Here is an 18,423-nt window from a genome sequence, read left to right on the forward strand (position 1 = left end):
TCTGGCAGGTGAGCCACTGTTGCCTTGAAACAAGGTTCCTTTTCATAGATGAAAGCGGGATAATCCGCGCCTACGGACTCTGAACGGGAAACTTTGATGACTGTTACGATTTACCACAATCCGAAATGTGGCACCTCTCGCAACACACTGGCTATGATCCGCGCCAGCGGAGAAGAGCCGGTCATCATCGAATATGTTCAAAATCCGCCTTCACGCGAACGACTTGCTGAGTTGCTCACCGCAATGCAGATGACACCCCGCCAGCTCCTTCGGGAAAAAGGCACGCCCTATGCAGAATTGGACCTCTCCGATCCAAAATGGACGGATGATGAGCTGATCGATTTCATGATGGCGCATCCGATCCTGATCAATCGCCCGATCGTTGAAACGCCACTTGGCGCCAAACTCTGCCGTCCATCAGAACTGGTCCTCGATATTCTCGAAAGCCCGATTGCGTCCTTTACCAAGGAAGACGGCGAACAGATCACCTATCAAAGAAAATAACGGTCAACGTCGAACGTTGCTGAAGCCATGCCGGATTTGTGCGACATTTCACCCGAGCATCTTGATAAAAAAAGCCACTTTGGTACTAAAAGAAGGCCATTACACAATCAGGATGTGATCAAGAATTTTGATATGACGAATATTTTTCAAATCTTGCTCAATATTTCCAACGGTTTGAAGAATGTGTCGGCATTTCCTCTCATGATGGATGCCAGATCAGACGATGCCATTGGGTTGCTGCACATCTAGGTTTGCAGCGACCCCGACACTCCCATCACTAAGAAACATCTAGTTCGCACTGGCAGGGCCAGTCGTTCTTTTCAACGTTTGGGTTTTTAAATGGCTATCTGGACTGAGTTGGCGCGCGCCGGCAATGCCGCTGGCGACGAAATATTGTTGCGACAAAGAGGCGATATCTACGAAATTCGATATAACGGGTTGGAATTGATGTCGAACGTCAATTTCCAATCGGAGATTTTTCTCGCTGAACGTTCACTGCGCTTCCTAAATCACACGCCCAAGAGAATTCTCATCGGTGGGCTTGGCATGGGTTTCACGCTTCGAGCAGCGCTCGATTTTGTTCCGCAGGACGCGCAGATAACCGTGTGTGAACTCGTTCCTGAAATTGTCGAATGGAACCGTTCCCTCATCGGTCATCTGGCCGACCATCCAATTCGGGATCATCGTGTTGAACTTCAGGTTGGCGACGTCATGGAGACGTTACGACAGCGGCCCGCGGCATATGATTTGATTTTGATGGATACCGATAATGGTCCTGATTTTCTCGTAAGAGAACAGAACAATGCGATTTATTCTGGAAGCGGCCTCGCCGTCCTGGGAAGAGCTCTGATCCCGACAGGGGCGGCAAGTTTCTGGTCGGCAACCACATCGTCAAAGTTCGAGAGAATGCTTGATGCGGAACAGTGGAGCTGGAACCGTCACGATATATGCCTGATAGGTGGCAGAGCCGATGCATTTCATTATGTTTATTCTGTCAATCGAAGCGCAGAAACGGTTCTACAATCCCAAAAGAATAGCAGCCCGCGTCAACCAGTCAGCGCCTGACAATTCCATAGGGAGGAAGGCGGCTTACCGCTGTCTTCCTTCCATCATCTGCATATCTCGCACTGCTGCAAAGGCGAGGTCGGCGAGCGGCCCGGTCGCAAATTCTACTTCCACAGTATAATACGCTAGGCGTTCAGCGCATCGGATGCTAAATCCTCCATAGAAAGACATGACGACCACGGAAACTCGAGACGCAGCGATGATGAATCACGAATCCCATGACCCAGGCGGCAAGGTTCGCTTGAAGGTTAAACCGGAGATCAGAGGCGACGCAGTCTTTTCCGAATGCGGTCGATACCGTCGTCTTCTGACGCGCGAATGGGACGGTGGAGATAAAGACGGATATGTGCTCTGGATCGGCATGAACCCCAGCACTGCAGCCTATGATGTGGACGATCCAACGGTTTTCAAAGAGCAGAAGTTTACGCGCCGCTGGGGCTACAGCCGCTATGTAAAATGCAACGTGATGGATTATCGCGCCACGCATCCAAAAATGTTGCTGGAAGAAGGTGTTGTTCCTTGCACCGAGGAGAATGTTCAGACAATTCTCGAACAGGCCAAACATGCAGCAATCGTGGTGATGGCCTATGGATCACTGCACAAGAAGTTGGCGCATCATGGCGAGCTCATCACGAATGCGCTGCGCAACAACAATATTAAGCTCCATGCGCTGAAGATTACAAATAATGGCTCGCCCGGCCACCCGCTTTATTTGAAGGATACGAGCGAATTGATCGCTTATTGAAACACGAACGATGTTCGGCTGGACACAAAAAATATTATCGATCCGGGGAGCGGTTGATGCGCAAAACCGGCACCACAGACCAACGATAGAAAGACGGAAAATTGGCCAAGAACCCTCCCCGCAATCAGGCTGGTTTTGCAACGCGCGCGATCCATATCGGTCAGGAACCAGATCCTTTGACCGGAGCCGTGATCCCTCCGATCTACCATGCAACGACATATGTGCAGGACGGGATTGGAGCGAGCAAGGGTTTCGACTACACCCGCAGCGGCAATCCAACCCGAAATGGTCTGGAACGCTGCCTCGCAGACCTTGAAGGTGCAGAAGCCGCGTTCGTTTTTCCGAGCGGGCTTGCAGCAGCGGCGACATTAATTGAAGCGCTGCCGGCGGGATCGTCGATATTGGCGCATAACGATCTTTATGGCGGTGTCTATCGACTGCTTGCCGACGTCAAGCCGATCACGGCGGCGCATAATGTCAGTTTCGTGGATTTTTCCGACGAAGCCGCTCTTCGCCAGGCCGTCGCCGATCACAAGCCCGCTCTGCTCTGGTTTGAAACACCATCCAACCCAACGCTGCGCATCGTTGATCTTTCTCTGGTCGCAGAACTCGGCAACAAGGCTGGCGCGATTACGGTTTGCGACAGCACCTTCTCCTCGCCAGCTGGCCAGCGCCCGATCGACTATGGAATTGATGTGGTCGTCCATTCGGCAACGAAAATGCTGAACGGGCATTCCGATCTTCTCGGCGGCGTGGTTGCGGTCTCTTCGAACGCTCCCGGCGGGTTTGCAGAACGCGTCAAATATTTGCAAAACGCGCTCGGTTCCGTGATGTCGCCGACCGATTGCGCTCTTTTGCATCGCTCGCTGAAAACCTTGGAAATTCGCAGCATCCGGCAATCGGAAACCGCGCTGAAGCTTGCAACCCATCTCGAACAAAGAGCTCAAGAACTGGGGCTGACCAAGGTTGTATATCCCGGTCTGGAAAGCCACCCGCAGCATAAACTGGCGTCGGATCAGATGATCAATTTCGGTTGCGTCATCTCCATAGAAGTCGCAGGTGACCTTGCACGCGTCGAACGCATCTTGACTTCGACCCGCTATTTCCACTTCGCTGTCAGCCTCGGAAGTGTGGAAAGCCTCATTCAGCATCCGTTTTCACTGACACATGCGGTGGTGCCAGAAGACCAGAAGAATGATCTGGGCATTGGCGCGCAGCTCATTCGCATCTCTATCGGTCTGGAAGACCCGGAAGATCTGGAAGCCGACCTTGTGCAGGCATTGATAAATAACCGCTGATCGGTTTTTCGAATAGAAGCAAAGTAGCGAGGCGGCCCCAGCAATCCGCCCGCCATTTTGCTTCACTGACAATTAAAACCCGCATTAGCGGCTCTGTGGGTGCATCGCACCTGTCGGAACATTATTCCAGCGAGACTGTTGATCTACTCATCTTGCAGCGATGAGGATAGAGCAATGAAACAGTTCATTATCGCGATAGCTTTTGCAGTCGCCTCGACTGCAGCGTCTGCGCAAACACCCGGCATGCCGACCCAATCGGGCGGACAGGAACCTGAGGTGCCGGGAAACCCGCCGCCTTCGTCCAATCAGCAGCCTGCTGCACCAGAGAACGTACCCGTTCCTGAAAAAGCGCAACCACCAAAACATGATCGTAAAGACCGGATTGAGAAGCACACAAAGTGTGTGCCAGGTCAGGACGCGAAGAAATGCAGGGACGAACAGCGCGGTCGCAAGTAATCGGCTATCTGTCGTCATTCCTTTTGGAACAATCTCCGTATCGCGCGGTTTGGTAGGGCTATTTCGCTTCGCGTCTGTGCGTAGCGGACCAAGCACTCCATTCCAATGAGCGCATTGATGCCGGAGGAAAAGACATGCCCGCAAAATCGAAAGCACAGCAACAGGCCGCCGGGGCGGCCCTCGCCGCAAAACGCGGAGACAAAGCCAAAAGCAGCTTGCAAGGCGCGTCCAAGCAAATGGAAAAGTCCATGAGCGAGACGGAACTCGAGAAAATGGCTTCCACCAAGCAAAAGGGAAAGCCGAAACACGCATCCAAATCCTGAACGTCAACCTGCAAGAATTATCGGGACGATGAAACATTTAGCGGCCTGATGGGTTGGGCAGGCCTGTCGCTGTAACGGAGCGGCACCTACGTCTGAAACACCAAAGGGAGAGTTGGAAATGGCCAGAACCAAGCAACGCACACTTGAGGATCTCTTCTACGATACGCTGAAAGATATCTACTATGCTGAGCGCAAAATATTGAAAGCGCTACCAAAAATGGCACGCGCCGCCGAAGACGAAAAGCTCAAGAATGCTTTCATGAAACACTATGAGCAGACGGAAGGGCATGTCGAACGCTTGCAGCAATGTTTCGAGATCCTCGGAAAGCGCGCGCAGGGCAAAACATGCGAAGCGATTGAGGGTATCATTGCCGAGGGCGAAGAGATTATGGATGAATTTTCCGAGACCCCCGCTCTGGATGCAGGCCTGATCTCTGCCGCGCAGGCGGTTGAGCACTATGAAATAACCCGTTACGGCACCCTGAAGCGTTGGGCGCAAACATTGGGCTACAATGATGTGGCCAAGCTGCTCGATCAAACCTTGCAGGAAGAAGGCCAGACCGACAAGGACCTGACCCAGCTTGCTGAAACGTCAGCCAATCGTCACGCCGAAGCTGCCTGACTTTGATGGACAGCTACGAGAAAATTTGCGTCGTCAGCCAGCCTTCCGACAGTCGGCATAATGTTGCCAGTGTCGAGGCCATCGCTGCACGGTTGGCGAAGCTGACAGGAATCCGTCTCGGTTCCACTGTGCAGCATTTCGACGACGCAGTGCGGACATTCTTTGTGCCGACTTTCTCGCTTATCCGACAAAGCCACCCCGAACTCGATGCCGGTCAGTTTTGGGGTGGCTGTGTGGATCAGGAATTCATGACGACCAAACTGGCGACACACCCCGCCTGGACCGAAGAAGACGCTCTGCCGACCGGCTGGATGCCCCAATTCGCGAAGGATCTGGAAGGTGCTGCCCTCTCCGGTTACTCCGTTTTTTCGCATGACCATGCTGCGCAAGCGGGTGCGTTTCTTCTCGGCAAGCGAAAGATCCGATTGAAAGACCCCTATGCATCGGGCGGCAAAAAGCAAAGTGTCTTTCAAAACAACCACGAACTGGACCTGTTTCTTCAAACGCTTTCGGAAAGCGATATCGCTGGAGGAATGGTAATTGAGGAAGATATTGAAAACTCATCGACCTATTCGGTTGGGCAGGTCAGTCTTGCCGGTCTGACCATGAGCTATCTCGGTCGCCAATATACCGCGAGCGATCTCAATGGCGAGACCGTTTATGCGGGAAGTCGGCTCTATGTGGCACGCGGAGACTGGGATGCATTGCGAATGCGACTGCGCATGCCTGTCGCCCATCGAATTATCGAAGGCGCGCAACGCTACGACACCGCCGCCGAACAGCATTTCGGCCTCGTCGCCTCGCGTAAAAACTATGACGTTCTGGTCGGACCCGTGACGGAAGACGGCTTTTGCTGCGGGGTGCTAGAGCAATCATGGCGAGTGGGCGGGGCTTCTCCCGCGGAAATGCTCGCTCTGGAGGCGATGACTGCGGACAGTTCCGTCAGCGCATTGAAGGTTGTCGCACGCGAGACTTACGGTGCAGAACCCCGGTTCGCAGCCGATGATTTTGTTGTGTATGCGGGCGAGGACGATATCGGCCAGCCGCTCCATAAATATGCACGAATAGAGAAACTCTATCATGATCCGTAATGCTACCACCATTGATGTAGACCAGGTCCAACTGGACGCCACGGTCATCTCACCGGACACAACCATTCCAGGCGTTTTGTTTCTCCACGGCTGGGCTGGCAATCAAGAACGCGATATCGAGCGGGCTAAATCAATTTCGGAACTCGGTTGCGTTTGCCTGACATTCGACATGCGCGGTCACGGACATACAGTCACCAGCAACAAGACCGTAACGCGGGGAGACAATCTGGACGACGTCATTGCCGCCTATGACCGGCTGGCAAGCCTGAAGATCGTAGAGGATGGTTCGATTGTCGTCGTCGGAAGCAGCTATGGCGGTTATCTGGCGACGCTATTGACGGAATTTCGGCCCGTCAGGTGGTTGGCTCTCAGAGCCCCTGCCCTTTATCGCGACAGTTATTGGCAATTGCCGAAAGCGCAACTCGATAGGGTTGATCTCCAATCCTATCGCTCGGCGTTGATCGGAGCAGAGGACAATCGAGCGCTGCGTCAGGCCCGAGAGTTTCGCGGGGACGTCCTGCTCGTTGAGTCCGAACATGATACAATTGTACCCCATCCAACCATCGCCAGTTATCAAAGCGCTTTCATCCATTCTCATTCACTGACCCTGCGTATGCTGGATGGTGCAGACCACGCTCTTGAGGACGCTGTTCACCAGAAGACTTATAACCATCTTCTGACACGCTGGATCAGGGAAATGGTTCTCGGCGCCCGTTAGAATACAGCGTAAAAGCAGAAACTTACGGCCATTATCCAACTCTGTTGGATCAAAACACAAGGCAGTGGAACATCCTAGCCTCTCGCTGGTTAGGACACCTCTCACGATGAAGGGAGGAATTCCATGAAAAGCTCAGTCCGATATCCAGCAGCCGCTGCTTTTGTTCTTATTGCCACCACTGCCTTCGCCCAAACGGCGCCCTCTGATGAGCCGCAAACCCCTGCGGTTACAACGCCAGGCGAGACCAATCCGAACGCACCCGTTCCGGGCAAGAACAGTTTTACCGAAGAGCAGGCAAAGCAGCGTTTCACCGACGCAGGTTACACCAACATCATGAACCTCAAACTGGGTGAAGATGGCATCTGGCGCGCCGAAGCGGCGCGTGATGGACAGCCCTTTAAAGTTCAGCTCGACTTTCAGGGCAACGTAACCACGCAATAATAACGCAGCCCAAAACGAACGAAGGAGATGACAATGGTACATGTCACCGGTCTTTTCGATAATCATGACGAAGCGCTCGACGCTGTCCGGGCACTGCAAGAAGCAGGTATTTCAGCGGACGATATCAGCCTCATATCCAATAACACCAATGGGCAATATGTCGATGACGCGGTCCAGGAAGATCAATCCACCATCACGGGCGTGGAAACTGGCGCTGGTGTCGGAGCTGTTGCGGGTGGCGGAGCCGGACTGCTGACGGGGCTGGGTCTGCTTGCAATTCCCGGTGTCGGGCCCGTCGTTGCCGGCGGTTGGCTGACAGCCACCCTCGTCGGGCTGGTCGGTGGTGCAGCTGCAGGCGGCGTTGCAGGAGGCATTGTCGGAGCGCTGATGGAAAGCGGCATTCCGGAGGAAGAAGCGCAAGCCTATTCCGAAGCGATCCGCCGGGGCAGCACGCTGGTCGTCGTTCGGTGCGACGAAGAGGACCGTCAGAAAGTGGAAGCGATTTTCGACGAGTGGGCGCGTGTGGACATCCGGAAAAGGCGCAATGCTTATGTCGATGAAGGTTGGGAAGGATTCAGCGCTTCTGGCGCGCCTTACACATCCGACCAGATCGAGCAAGAACGCCGCCGATGGACATAATTTAGAAGTGGAGCAGCCAGCATGAAGGAGGTTACTCCCAAGGATGCCCGGCAAGGCCGGAAGGGAAGCCGGATTTTCCTGATACTTATTGTCAGTCTCGTGCTGGCGATGATTGTCTGGGCGGCGGTCGAATCTTACGGCCAGTTGACCCCCGGCAGGGGTTTCATGGATGACAACAGCAAGCCGCCCGCATCCACGGAATCGAAACCTCCTGCTTCGGCAACGGGCGCGCAATGACACGTCCGGCAACAAAAATTACGGAGGCTACCCTGGCCTCCGTCCGGCATGAAGCGCTTAGCTGCAGGCGTTGCGAGCTATACAAAAATGCGACGCAAACAGTCTTTGGCGAAGGGCCGGTGGGAGCCGGTATCATGTTCGTTGCAGAACAGCCGGGAGATAAGGAGGATCAAGGGGGGCGCCCCTTGATCGGTCCGGCAGGGCAGATGTTTGAACGCTGCCTCGCGGAAGTAGGCCTTTCACGCGATCGTTGCTATCTCACCAACGCGGTCAAACATTTCCGACATATTCAGCGGGGCAAGAAAAGGCTCCATCAGCGCCCTTCTACCAGCCATATTGAGGCGTGTCGCTGGTGGCTCGAGCAGGAGATCGAACTGGTCCACCCGCAACTTATTGTGGCGCTGGGAGCGACTGCCGCGCAATCCCTGTTGGGGAAGCCAGTTCGGATAGCGGACATGCGCGGGCGCTTGCTCGCTTACGGTGAGCATATCCAATTGCTCGTCACCATCCACCCTTCCTACCTGCTGCGGCTACGAAGCCGACCGGATTTCGAGAAAGAACGCGCCTTGTTCCTCAAAGAGCTCGCGATGGCTGCGGATTTTGCCAATTAATCCGAACTCTGGACAAACGTGAAGTTTGTTACAACGACAGCACGGAACATCGGCGCGCCGGTCGGGTTAGGCTTATGTCACGCGCGACACAACAACCTTGGAAAGCATGAAACCCACCGGAAGGAAAGATAATGGCCCAGAGTCATACACCAAGCCATACCCAGGGTGGCACCCACGAACAACATGTCAAGGCTGGTCAGCAAAGCCATAAGAACGACGGCAAGCAGGCTAGCGGTGGCAATAATCAGCAGTCTTCCTCACGCGGCGGCTCACACGAGCAGCATGTGATGGCGGGGCAGCAAAGCCACAAGAACTCGTGACAAAAAAGGGGCGGCATAAGCCGCCCCACACTCAAACCGAACCGTGGTTCGGAAAGGTCAGACTGATGTCTTGCCCCCTCCATTCCGACTACACGTTGGAACCGGACGAGCTTGTTGATATGATCCCGGCATTGCGCGCATTTGCGCGCACTTTTTATAGCCAACGGGAAGATGCCGAAGATCTCGTACAGGAAACGCTCGTTAAAGCCCTGGCAAACCGGGAGAAATATATCCCTTATTCCCCGCTGAAATCCTGGCTTTTCACCATTATGCGCAACACATTTTGCACCCGCATCCGGTTGCAAAAGCGAGAAGCGCCCGGTGTTGCCGAATGTATATCGCCGACCGCAAGCGTCGGTGCTTCACAGGAATATACGCTCGAAGCACATGATGTGCAGATCGCGCTTGAAACCTTGCCACAGAAATATCGCCGTGTGCTTTCGCTGGTGGTGCTGGAAGGTAAAAGCTATGAACGTACAGCTGAAATTTGCGCTTGTTCGATTGGTACAGTGAAAAGCCGTCTGCATCGCGCCCGCCATAAGCTGCACGATATCGTCGATAGTTGATGAACGAAAAACTGTCGAACTGCCTATTCATAGCGTTTTGATTGAAGCGCAAAACCATCGCCCGATATCTTGCGTTTTGCCTTCGGACATGACTAACTAACTACTTGTTATGATAAGTCTAAATGATAGGGCCATGTATTCATTTTCGGGCAAGCGCATTCTCGTTTTCGAAGACAGTTTTCTTCTTTCGGAGGAAACCGGTCGCAAACTTGGTGCGATTGGTGCTGTAATTCTTGGCCCCGTCAACACGACCGAGCAAGCGCTCCATTTTCTCCAAAACGAAGAAGTCGACGCCGCTATACTTGATGTGGCGCTGGAGCCGGCAACTGTATTGCCGCTTGTCGATGCGCTTGAAACGCGATCGACGCCGTTCATTTTCGCCCTGTCCATGAATCCGGCGAGTGATAACAAGGGCTTTACCGGCTTCGTGCTGAGTAATCGTGACAATGATCTGTCGGTCATTGCCGAAGCTCTTTTTCGTCGTCGCGGTCTGGAACAGTAGTCCCGAACGTCACGGACACATTCTACGCCACATGATGGGAACACCGGAGGATTCCGGTGGTTAGATCCGAAGCGATAATAATGCTGAGGAAGGACAACCCTTTATGAATAAACAATATCCCACCCCTCCCTTCGATACGCCGCATCAGGCCATGCCAGGCTTGACGGAAAAGATGAATCCCAAGCCTGATCATGGCGAAGCAAGCTACAAGGGTTCCGGCAAGTTGGAAGGACGAAAAGCCATCATCACGGGCGGCGATAGCGGGATCGGACGCGCCGTAGCTATCGCCTTTGCACGAGAAGGTGCTGATGTTCTGATCGCCTATCTTCAGGAAGAGGCCGATGCGCTTGAAACGCGGTCGCTGATCGAGGCAGAGGGCCGCAAGGCCGTTTTGATGAAATGCGATATTCAGCGTTCCCAGACCTGCCGGGAAATTGCAGAGCGCGCCGCCAAAGAATTTGGGCAGATCGATATCCTGGTCAATAATGCCGCGCATCAGGCCAGTTTTAACGCGTTGGAAGATATCAGCGATGAAGAATGGGATCTGACCTTCCGTGTGAACATCCATGCAATGTTCTATCTGACAAAGGCCGCCCTGCCTCATATGAAACCGGGATCCGCGATCATCAACACGGCTTCGATCAATTCGGACATGCCCAACCCGACCTTGCTGGCTTATGCAACGACAAAGGGCGCCATCCAGAATTTCACTGCTGGCCTTGCGCAATTGCTGGCTGAAAAAGGCATTCGCGCCAATGCGGTTGCGCCGGGGCCGGTCTGGACGCCCCTGATCCCTTCCACACTGCCGGAAGAGGCTGTTGCATCATTCGGCAAACAGACGCCGATGAAACGACCCGCCCAGCCTGCGGAACTTGCCTCCGCCTATGTCATGCTGGCAGATCCACTATCGAGCTATACGTCAGGCGCAACCATTGCAGTCACGGGCGGAAAGCCAATCCTCTAAAAGAAAGCGCCCGCTTTAAGCGGGCGCTTCAATCGGGAGGATCTGTCTGTAAAGAATGGGGCGAAGGCTGCGTTCCAGCATCGTCATCGGTGGAAGGATAAAAGAGAGACCCTACCACCAGAAGCAACACCACACCGATGGCCAATAGAAGGAGCGTTCTCATTTGTCTGGCACGCGTTGCGCGTAGAGCCAATGCTCCTTGTCACCGCGGTCCTTCGGACGGTCGGTAGCCTTCTGGTCCTTCGACTTTTCTGAAGTCTTATCAGGCATTGTTGATGCCTTTCTATGCTCTTGTCGGAGTTGCTTGGGGATATGATGATCGTCCATCTCGTTCTCCTTTGGGCCAGTTTTTTGGGCTCAGACCGGCACCTAACCGACAAGCGCAGTTTATGTTCCCACAAAATTAGGCTCGATGATCGGTATCGAGGGACGCAATGAGGCTTATCAATTGCGGCTCGTCCACCAGCAGACCCGCCTCATCCGGCGAAAGCCATTTGCGCTGGCGCTGCTTCTGTTCTGGCCAACGGGCGTTTTCGCATTGAACATGCAACGGATAGACCCTCACCTTAACCGGGATGAAAACTCTTTTCAGGCGCTTCCAATACAGATAGTGGCCGATCGTAGAACGGCTGACTTTTCCTTCAATCCCCGCTTCTTCGAGGGCTTCAATACGTGCAGCGTCGGCGAGACTGCGCTTTTTCATCGGCCAGCCTTTCGGCAAGGTGAAGCGATGTGTGCTGCGCGACGTGACCAGCATGATCTTGAGGTGGCCATTTTCAAACCGATAGGGAAGTGCTGCCGCCTGCTCCAGCTCGTGGCCAGCCTTGGCCCGACGGATTCGCTTTTTCCATTTTCCACTAGCCATCGGCTCTCCTCCTGGAGCATCCCGATGCATAACCGCAAAAATACGCTTCTGTTCCATTTGAAACAATAACGCCATTTCATGGTTTGGGGTTCGAACATGTCAAAGGAGGAACGGGAAAATGCACGACGCAAAGCAGACTGAATGCATCACCGCCTGTCTCGACTGCTATCGCATCTGCACCGAAATGGCGTCCGACCATTGTCTGGAACGTGGAGGCGCACATGTCGAACCAAAACATTTCAGAACCATGCTGGGCTGCGCCGAACTTTGTCGTACTGCGGCGCACGTGATGATGCTTAAGAGCCCCATCCACAATGAGCTATGCAGGCTCTGCGCCCGGATATGCGACGACTGCGCGGAAAGCTGTCGCGCGCTGGATGGTATGGAAGAATGTGTGGCGGCTTGCCAACGCTGCGCCGCATCCTGCAGGGAGATGGCAAATCATCCTGTGGAATGAGTGGCCTCTACAGCGGCTTCTCCTGCGGTATCCAGTGGATCGCGTCGGGATTAATCCCCAGAAGCAACGCCACGGCTACCGCACGGGCCTTCAGTTCCTCGGTGAGAACTGTGGATCGGGAAAGCACCCAGAAATAGTTGCGGCTTGACCCGACGATGATCGCCCACTCGTAATTCTCATCAAGATCAACAATGTTATAACCGCCATAGAATGGGCCGAAGAAGGACACTTTCAACGCACCTTCGTCGGACGCGCCTACAAATTTTGCAGTACCGGTCGCACTTGTCGAACGGCCTTTCCATGGATCAAACCCGCTATTGACGACGCGGACGGTTCCATCAGGGTTCAGAGAATATTCCGCCGTTGTGCGCGTGAGACCGCGTTCGAAGCGGTTTTCAATACGGCCAAGCTCAAACCATTTTCCAAGATAGCGGGAAAGATCGAACGGTTTCACCGGCACAACGCCTTTGGGCACTTGCGGCGATGCTGCTCTTGCCAGAGCAAATCCCAGTGCTAACCCCGAAATTCCGAGCAGAAACTTGGCCGTTTTCATAATTGCGTCCTTCCTTGTCAGTTCATGACTAACCAGATGCGGGAGAAATAGTTCCGTTATTCAGGCATTCGCCATCAGCCATTTCAGCGTGTTGCGTTCGGCTTTGCTCAGCCGAGGCGCCACAAGCCGGTTCGCCCCGGCGGCCTCCACTTCGCCAGCTAGCGTACCCTGCTCCCAATGCTCGATAACACCCGGATGAATATAGGCGCTGCGACAAACCGCCCGCGTATTGCCAAGCGATTGCGCGATACCGTCAATCACTTGATTGAGCACGCGCTTTCTGGCCGCTTCGCTTTCAGGTAATTCCGTCGAGCAGAGTGCTTCAACTGCCTCTGCGGTCGCAGCCCAGGTGCGAAAATGCTTGGAGGTAAATTCTGCCCCCATGGCGTCTCGCAGATAATCGTTGATATCTTGCGAGCAAACGGCACGCCGGGCTCCCTCGTCATCGATATATTGGAACAGTTGCTGCCCCGGCAGCTCCTGTACTGACCGCACAATCCGTGCAATCCGCCTGTCGGACAGTTTCAGGTTCCAGCTCTTGCCCGACTTGCCCGTGAAAACCAGACGCAAGCCTGCTCCGTCGTCCTTGACATGGCGATTGCGCAACGTGGTGATACCAAAACTGTTGTTCTCCCGCGCATAGTTAGGGTTGCCAACGCGCAGCAACAGTCTGTCCATCATCCAGATGACGGTTGCGACTACCTTTTCCCGACCGAGGGAACGTCGCCGCATGTCTGCGTCGATCTTTTGCCGGAGACCGCTGAGCTTCTGACCGAAAGCCTGCAAGCTTGAAAACTTGCTCTGTCCACGCTCTGCCATCCACGCAGGATGATAGATATACTGCTTCCTGCCGCGTGCGTCGCGGCCTGTAGCCTGTGTGTGGCCATACTGGTCGAGACATATCCAGACGTCCTTCCATGCGGGCGGAATGGCCAAGGCCGCTATCCGCACCTTTTCCCTCGCGCTGACCGCATGTCGATGGCAATCGACATAACGAAAGCCCGTACCGCAACGAATGCGCTTTAGGCCCGGCTCGGTATCAGTGACATGGATCAGGCGATGCGGGATCGGCGGTTTTTCGAGCAATGGTGTTTCCCCGAAATGGCTGTGGCGGGATTTCCTTCGCTGATAACCACCCAAACGCCTAACGAGTTCCAGCGCGGCTCTGAAACCGGAACCTTCCGGCCTTCAACTGGTTATCTTCCACTCGGAAGGGGATGAAACGGTGCCGCACGCATTCTGGAAAGGCTACCTGAAACTGTCGCTCGTCACTTGTGCCGTGGAGTTGATGCCAGCGACCAGCGACAGCGAGAAAGTGCGCTTTCACACGCTCAACGCCAAAACAGGCAATCGGGTCATCAGCCGCTATGTCGATTCAGTGACGCACAAGCCTGTGCGCGATCAGGACGAGATCAAGGGCTTTGAGAAAGCGGAAGGCGACTATATCCTCCTTGAAGATGATGAGCTGGAAGCGGTGGCCCTCGAAAGCACACGCACCATCGATATCGATAAATTCGTAGAACGCGATAGCATCGGTTGGATCTGGTACGACAAGCCCCATTATCTCTCACCCGCTGACAAGGTTGGGCAGGAAGCCTTTGCCGTCATTCGGGAAGCGATGGACAAAAGCGGCGTCTGCGGCTTGGCGCGACTGGTGATGTACCGGCGCGAACGAGCCGTTCTTCTGGAGCCACGTGGACCAGGTATTGTCTTATGGACCTTGCATTTCGGCGATGAAGTGCGAAAACCTGAGGATTATTTTTCAAATATCGGGGGCGAAAAGCCCGATAAAAAGCTGTTTTCCATGGTTCGTAAGCTGATCAAGGATAAGACGGAAGACTGGAATCCGGATTTGCTGAAGGACCCGGTTCAGAGGAATCTGAAATCGATGATCGCCGCCAAGAAGAAGAAAACAAAAGCACCCGCAAAGGCTAAATCCAGCGCCACGCCCCCGCCGACCAGCGGCAATGTTATCAACATCATGGATGCTTTGCGCAAAAGTCTCGCCAACGAGAAAAAACAGCGCTAACTACTTATTTTGGCGCGTTCCCTTACCGCTTCGGTAAAGGTTTTGCCGCTTTGCTGAAATCCTCCCAAGGGTCGTTCTTTAAAGCCGCAAGCCGCGTCGGCGTATTCAATATGGTGAAATGGGTCGGGCCGATTGCCGGGCTCACTTCGTTCCATGCGAGCGGCATGGAAACCGCTGCCCCCGGACGAGCGCGAGGCGAATATGGCGCAACCGCAGTCATACCGCGTTGATTGCGCAAGTAATCAATGAGGATTTTGCCTTTGCGTTTGGCTTTGGAAATAGTCGATACGTAGCGATCAGGACTATCCGCCGCCATCTCGTCGGCGATTGCCTTGGTGAAAGCCTTCAGACTTTCCCAGTCGGCCTTCGGTTTTAACGGCACAACGACATGCAGCCCCTTGCCGCCCGACGTTTTTACAAAGGTGGTGAGGCCGTGTTTCTCAAGCCGCTCCTTTGTTTCAAAAGCGCCTTCGACGACGCGCTCCCAGGCGACACCGTCTCCGGGATCAAGATCCATCGTCAATATATCTGGCAGTTCCCAGTTTTTAAGGGTCGATCCCCATGGATGTATTTCCAGCGTGGCGGCCTGCACCAAACCGATCAGACCGTCGAAATCCTTGATTGCTATGTACGGTTCTTCATCCTTCTCAGACGGATCATCAACCTCAAAAATATGTTCGTTCGGACCCTTCCACGCGTGTTTCTGGAAGAAGTGCTGGCCGTCGATGCCTGTGGGACAGCGCAGCAAAGCCAGTGGCCGATTGATGATAAACGGCTCAATGCGCGGCCAGACCTCGGCGTAATAATCCGCCAATCCCTGTTTGGTGATACCCTCTTTCGGCCAGTATACACGGTCCGGGTGGGTGAGCTTCACATCGGCTTCTTCGGAAGCTGCTTTTTCGGGCCGGGCTGGCATGGCACTTTTCTCCAAGATGACCTCCTTCGCGGCCTTGTCGTCCCGCAGGCCGCGGAAAGACGCGTGGCGCAATCTCCTGTCTGCGGTCCATGCGCGAAACTCGATCTCTGCGACGAGCTGCGGTTTGACGAATATCGCGCCGCGCTTTTCTTCAGCTGTCAGCGTCGTGGCAAAGGGGCTTTTCTCCTGACGCATCGCGTTGAGCTTTTTATAAAGATCTTTGGCCAGTTTGACCGAAAATCCGGTTCCGACCCTCCCGACCGAAACGAGACCTCTCTTTTCCTGAACGCCCAGCAACAACGAACCGATTGCATCGCGCGTTGCGCTGGAAGGTACAAAGCCCGCAATGACAAATTCCTGTCGTCCGATGCATTTCGATTTGCGCCAGTCTTTGCTGCGTCCCGAACTATAAAGACCCTCGCTCAGCTTCGAGACGATGCCTTCCAGCCCCAGACCGCAGGCATTGTTCAACACAGCTTCCCCGTCGGCATCAAAAGCCTCGCTATAGCGTAATGTGGCCATCGAAGGGGAGATAAGCTTTGCCAGCAGCGCCTTGCGCTCGACCAACGGCACCTGACGCAGATCGTTGCCATTAAAATAGAGGAGATCAAAGAGATAATAGGCGAAGCGATCCGAACGCCCCTCGCTCAAATCGCTTTGCAACGCGGAAAAATCCGACAAGCCCGCGCCGCTTTCCACCACAATTTCGCCGTCCAAAATGGCATTGTCGACGCCGGTCGCCAGAATATCTTTTGTGATCGCTTGGCCGAATTTTTCGGTCCAATCCAGCCCACTGCGCGAATAAAGCACGACATTGCCGTTTAAAACGTGCGCTTGAATACGATAGCCATCAAACTTGATTTCGTGAATCCAGCGGCTCCCTTCTGGAGCAGCGGATACCAACGTCGCCAATTGCGGTTCGATGAACTGCGGCATCGCAGCCTTTTTGGCGAGCTTCGGCAGAGGTTGCGCCTTTTCTTTGGCAACGCGGGTTTTAGCGATAGGCCCGGTTTTGGATGACCAGCCCGGCGCTTCATCTTCCACCTCGGCAATAACCCGCCCGGTTTTTACCGATTGCGGTTCTTCCTCGAGAATATCCGGATCGTTTGCCTCCCGCGCAAACTCATCCTCCCCCTTTATGAGCAGCCAGTTTTCGCGCTTTTCACCGGGCTTTCCATGCATTCGAACGAGATGCCAACGGCCCTTGAGCTTTTCGCCATTCAGTTCGAATTCCATGTGCCCCTTATTGTACTGTTTGTGTGGATCGCCGATTGGCTTCCACTGCCCATTGTCCCAGACAATGACTGTGCCGCCGCCATATTCGCCCTTGGGGATTGTGCCTTCAAAACCGGCATATTCGAGAGGATGATCCTCCACATGGACAGCCAGACGCTTTTCACCGGGCACCAGACTTGGTCCGCGCGTGACCGCCCAGCTTTTCAACACGCCGTCCATTTCGAGCCTGAAATCATAGTGCAACCGGCGCGCGTCGTGTTTCTGCACCACAAAAAGGTCGCCCTTGCTCCGCCCAGCCTTGCCGCGCGGCTCTTTCGTCAGGCTGAAGTCGCGTTTCTTGTGATAAGTTTCAAGCGGCTGTCCCATTATCCAGCCTTTCGGGGCTTCGCTTTGCTGGTCGCGGTTTTCGCCGCTTTTTTCTTGGGCGCGCTCATGGCTGCGCTCTTACGCAAGGCTTCCTTCAGATCGATCACGTCAGCAGTCTTTGGAGCGGCAGGCTTTTTGAGCGGCTTGCCTTCGATCTTCGCTTTTATCAGCTCGGCAAGCGCCGCGTCATAACGGTCGTCGAAGCTTGAGGGATCGAAACGGCCCATCTTGGTGTCGATGATATGCTTGGCCAGATCGAGCATTTCCCGGTCGAATTTGAATGCTTCGAGATTTGAAAAAGCTTCGTTCGCAGAACGAACTTCATAATCAAAATTAAGCGTCGTTGCGATCAATCCATCGCCCTCCGCGCGGATAAGAATTTTGCGCGCGCGGCGGAAAAGCACCGCCTCTGCGACCGCCGCAACGTTTTCGGCTTTTATACCGTCGCTAAAAAGCGAGAAGACCTCGTCATCATCAACAGGCGCCAGATAATAGGGGCGGTCCAGATAGACATCATCGATATCACCACATTTGACAAAATGAGTGACGTTCAACGTTTTGTTGCTGTCTGGGATGGTCGACTGGATTTCATCATCATCGAAACTGACATAACGACCAGAAGAGATTTCATATCCCTTGATCTGCTCTTCGCGCGGAACAGGTTTGCCTGTATCGCTGTCGACAAATTCGCGGCTGAGACGATTGCCCGTTTTGCGATTGACCAGATGGAACGAAACCCGCTCGGAGGTTGACACCGCCGTATAAAGACCGACAGGCATCAAAAGCTGCTCGACTTTCAACTGGCCTTTCCAGTTTGCGCGGATAGCCATGGCTTCCTCATTCCGTGTCAGATTACCTGCTCGGGTAAACTCGCAGAACCGCGAACTTGTTCCGGACAG

Annotated in this window: 24 protein-coding genes; 19 read left to right on the forward strand and 5 right to left on the reverse strand. The window is 54.1% G+C overall.

The genetic code is table 11. The features are described from left to right. Positions 1-96 precede the first annotated feature (96 nt). From arsC to FIC94_RS17195, 17 genes are all read left to right on the forward strand, one after another. Positions 97-504 carry an arsenate reductase (glutaredoxin) gene (gene arsC, locus FIC94_RS17115; RefSeq protein ID WP_140025690.1) on the forward strand — a complete coding sequence of 136 codons (408 nt, stop codon included), beginning with the start codon at positions 97-99 and terminating at the stop codon, positions 502-504. 339 nt (positions 505-843) lie between these two features. Next, positions 844-1,569 (forward strand): spermine/spermidine synthase domain-containing protein, encoded by a 726-nt coding sequence (locus FIC94_RS17120; protein WP_140025691.1) that lies wholly within the window; start codon positions 844-846, stop codon positions 1,567-1,569. A gap of 169 nt (positions 1,570-1,738) precedes the next feature. Then, entirely contained in the window at positions 1,739-2,314 is a 576-nt protein-coding gene (locus FIC94_RS17125) for a DUF1643 domain-containing protein (protein ID WP_235892044.1), read from the forward strand. A 101-nt stretch (positions 2,315-2,415) separates the two neighbouring features. Next, on the forward strand, positions 2,416-3,612 hold the full coding sequence (locus FIC94_RS17130) for a trans-sulfuration enzyme family protein (protein WP_140025693.1): 1,197 nt from the start codon (positions 2,416-2,418) through the stop codon (positions 3,610-3,612). A gap of 174 nt (positions 3,613-3,786) precedes the next feature. Further along, complete coding sequence (locus FIC94_RS17135; RefSeq protein ID WP_140025695.1) at positions 3,787-4,068, forward strand: hypothetical protein; 282 nt, start codon at positions 3,787-3,789, stop codon at positions 4,066-4,068. A 134-nt stretch (positions 4,069-4,202) separates the two neighbouring features. Beyond that, on the forward strand, positions 4,203-4,391 hold the full coding sequence (locus FIC94_RS17140) for a DUF3008 family protein (RefSeq protein WP_124916016.1): 189 nt from the start codon (positions 4,203-4,205) through the stop codon (positions 4,389-4,391). 118 nt (positions 4,392-4,509) lie between these two features. Then, positions 4,510-5,013: a YciE/YciF ferroxidase family protein gene (locus tag FIC94_RS17145; protein ID WP_109365908.1), complete on the forward strand. Its 504-nt coding sequence runs from the start codon at positions 4,510-4,512 to the stop codon at positions 5,011-5,013. 5 nt (positions 5,014-5,018) lie between these two features. Beyond that, positions 5,019-6,104 (forward strand): DUF3182 family protein, encoded by a 1,086-nt coding sequence (locus tag FIC94_RS17150; protein ID WP_140025696.1) that lies wholly within the window; start codon positions 5,019-5,021, stop codon positions 6,102-6,104. After that, a complete protein-coding gene (locus FIC94_RS17155; RefSeq protein ID WP_124916018.1) occupies positions 6,094-6,822 on the forward strand; it encodes an alpha/beta hydrolase family protein in 729 nt (242 codons plus the stop codon). The genes FIC94_RS17150 and FIC94_RS17155 overlap by 11 nt, the downstream gene beginning before the upstream one ends. A gap of 123 nt (positions 6,823-6,945) precedes the next feature. Beyond that, positions 6,946-7,263 (forward strand): PepSY domain-containing protein, encoded by a 318-nt coding sequence (locus tag FIC94_RS17160; protein WP_121538929.1) that lies wholly within the window; start codon positions 6,946-6,948, stop codon positions 7,261-7,263. A 33-nt stretch (positions 7,264-7,296) separates the two neighbouring features. Beyond that, on the forward strand, positions 7,297-7,902 hold the full coding sequence (locus FIC94_RS17165) for a DUF1269 domain-containing protein (protein WP_140025698.1): 606 nt from the start codon (positions 7,297-7,299) through the stop codon (positions 7,900-7,902). A 21-nt stretch (positions 7,903-7,923) separates the two neighbouring features. Continuing rightward, positions 7,924-8,139 (forward strand): hypothetical protein, encoded by a 216-nt coding sequence (locus FIC94_RS17170; RefSeq protein WP_124916021.1) that lies wholly within the window; start codon positions 7,924-7,926, stop codon positions 8,137-8,139. Beyond that, a complete protein-coding gene (locus tag FIC94_RS17175) occupies positions 8,136-8,750 on the forward strand; it encodes a UdgX family uracil-DNA binding protein (RefSeq protein ID WP_124916022.1) in 615 nt (204 codons plus the stop codon). The genes FIC94_RS17170 and FIC94_RS17175 overlap by 4 nt, the downstream gene beginning before the upstream one ends. 131 nt (positions 8,751-8,881) lie before the next feature. Beyond that, positions 8,882-9,070, forward strand: coding sequence for a hypothetical protein (locus tag FIC94_RS17180; RefSeq protein ID WP_140025699.1), 189 nt, complete (start codon positions 8,882-8,884; stop codon positions 9,068-9,070). A gap of 65 nt (positions 9,071-9,135) precedes the next feature. After that, positions 9,136-9,636, forward strand: a complete 501-nt coding sequence (locus FIC94_RS17185) for a sigma-70 family RNA polymerase sigma factor (RefSeq protein ID WP_121538933.1) — start codon at positions 9,136-9,138, stop codon at positions 9,634-9,636. Positions 9,637-9,769: 133 nt separating this feature from the next. Further along, entirely contained in the window at positions 9,770-10,138 is a 369-nt protein-coding gene (locus FIC94_RS17190) for a response regulator (protein WP_235859007.1), read from the forward strand. Positions 10,139-10,241: 103 nt separating this feature from the next. After that, the gene (locus tag FIC94_RS17195; protein ID WP_121538934.1) at positions 10,242-11,102 is read left to right on the forward strand and encodes an SDR family oxidoreductase; all 861 of its coding nucleotides are present in this window, start codon (positions 10,242-10,244) and stop codon (positions 11,100-11,102) included. A gap of 403 nt (positions 11,103-11,505) precedes the next feature. Here FIC94_RS17195 and FIC94_RS17200 read toward each other — a convergent pair whose 3' ends face one another. Then, positions 11,506-12,024, reverse strand: a complete 519-nt coding sequence (locus FIC94_RS17200; RefSeq protein WP_235859008.1) for an NUDIX hydrolase — start codon at positions 12,022-12,024, stop codon at positions 11,506-11,508. A 61-nt stretch (positions 12,025-12,085) separates the two neighbouring features. On the opposite strand from FIC94_RS17200, the gene FIC94_RS22945 reads away from it, so the two are divergent. Beyond that, a complete protein-coding gene (locus FIC94_RS22945) occupies positions 12,086-12,424 on the forward strand; it encodes a four-helix bundle copper-binding protein (RefSeq protein ID WP_121538936.1) in 339 nt (112 codons plus the stop codon). Positions 12,425-12,431: 7 nt separating this feature from the next. Here FIC94_RS22945 and FIC94_RS17210 read toward each other — a convergent pair whose 3' ends face one another. Both FIC94_RS17210 and FIC94_RS17215 read right to left on the reverse strand, forming a co-directional pair. Further along, positions 12,432-12,977: a lipocalin family protein gene (locus FIC94_RS17210; RefSeq protein ID WP_140025701.1), complete on the reverse strand. Its 546-nt coding sequence runs from the start codon at positions 12,975-12,977 to the stop codon at positions 12,432-12,434. Positions 12,978-13,037: 60 nt separating this feature from the next. Further along, positions 13,038-14,063 carry a DNA topoisomerase IB gene (locus FIC94_RS17215; RefSeq protein ID WP_140025702.1) on the reverse strand — a complete coding sequence of 342 codons (1,026 nt, stop codon included), beginning with the start codon at positions 14,061-14,063 and terminating at the stop codon, positions 13,038-13,040. 139 nt (positions 14,064-14,202) lie between these two features. Here FIC94_RS17215 and ku (FIC94_RS17220) point away from each other — a divergent pair, with 139 nt between their 5' ends. Next, the gene (ku, locus tag FIC94_RS17220) at positions 14,203-15,006 is read left to right on the forward strand and encodes a non-homologous end joining protein Ku (protein WP_109366411.1); all 804 of its coding nucleotides are present in this window, start codon (positions 14,203-14,205) and stop codon (positions 15,004-15,006) included. Between the two features lie 22 nt (positions 15,007-15,028). Here the strand turns inward: ku (FIC94_RS17220) and ligD are convergent, their stop codons facing one another. Both ligD and ku (FIC94_RS17230) read right to left on the reverse strand, forming a co-directional pair. Beyond that, a complete protein-coding gene (gene ligD, locus FIC94_RS17225; protein WP_140025704.1) occupies positions 15,029-17,524 on the reverse strand; it encodes a DNA ligase D in 2,496 nt (831 codons plus the stop codon). Continuing rightward, a complete protein-coding gene (gene ku / locus FIC94_RS17230; RefSeq protein ID WP_140025706.1) occupies positions 17,524-18,354 on the reverse strand; it encodes a non-homologous end joining protein Ku in 831 nt (276 codons plus the stop codon). Before ku (FIC94_RS17230) ends, ligD begins: the two co-directional genes overlap by 1 nt. Positions 18,355-18,423: the final 69 nt, after the last annotated feature.

It is taken from the genome of Ochrobactrum teleogrylli (assembly GCF_006376685.1).
Taxonomy (GTDB): domain Bacteria; phylum Pseudomonadota; class Alphaproteobacteria; order Rhizobiales; family Rhizobiaceae; genus Brucella; species Brucella teleogrylli.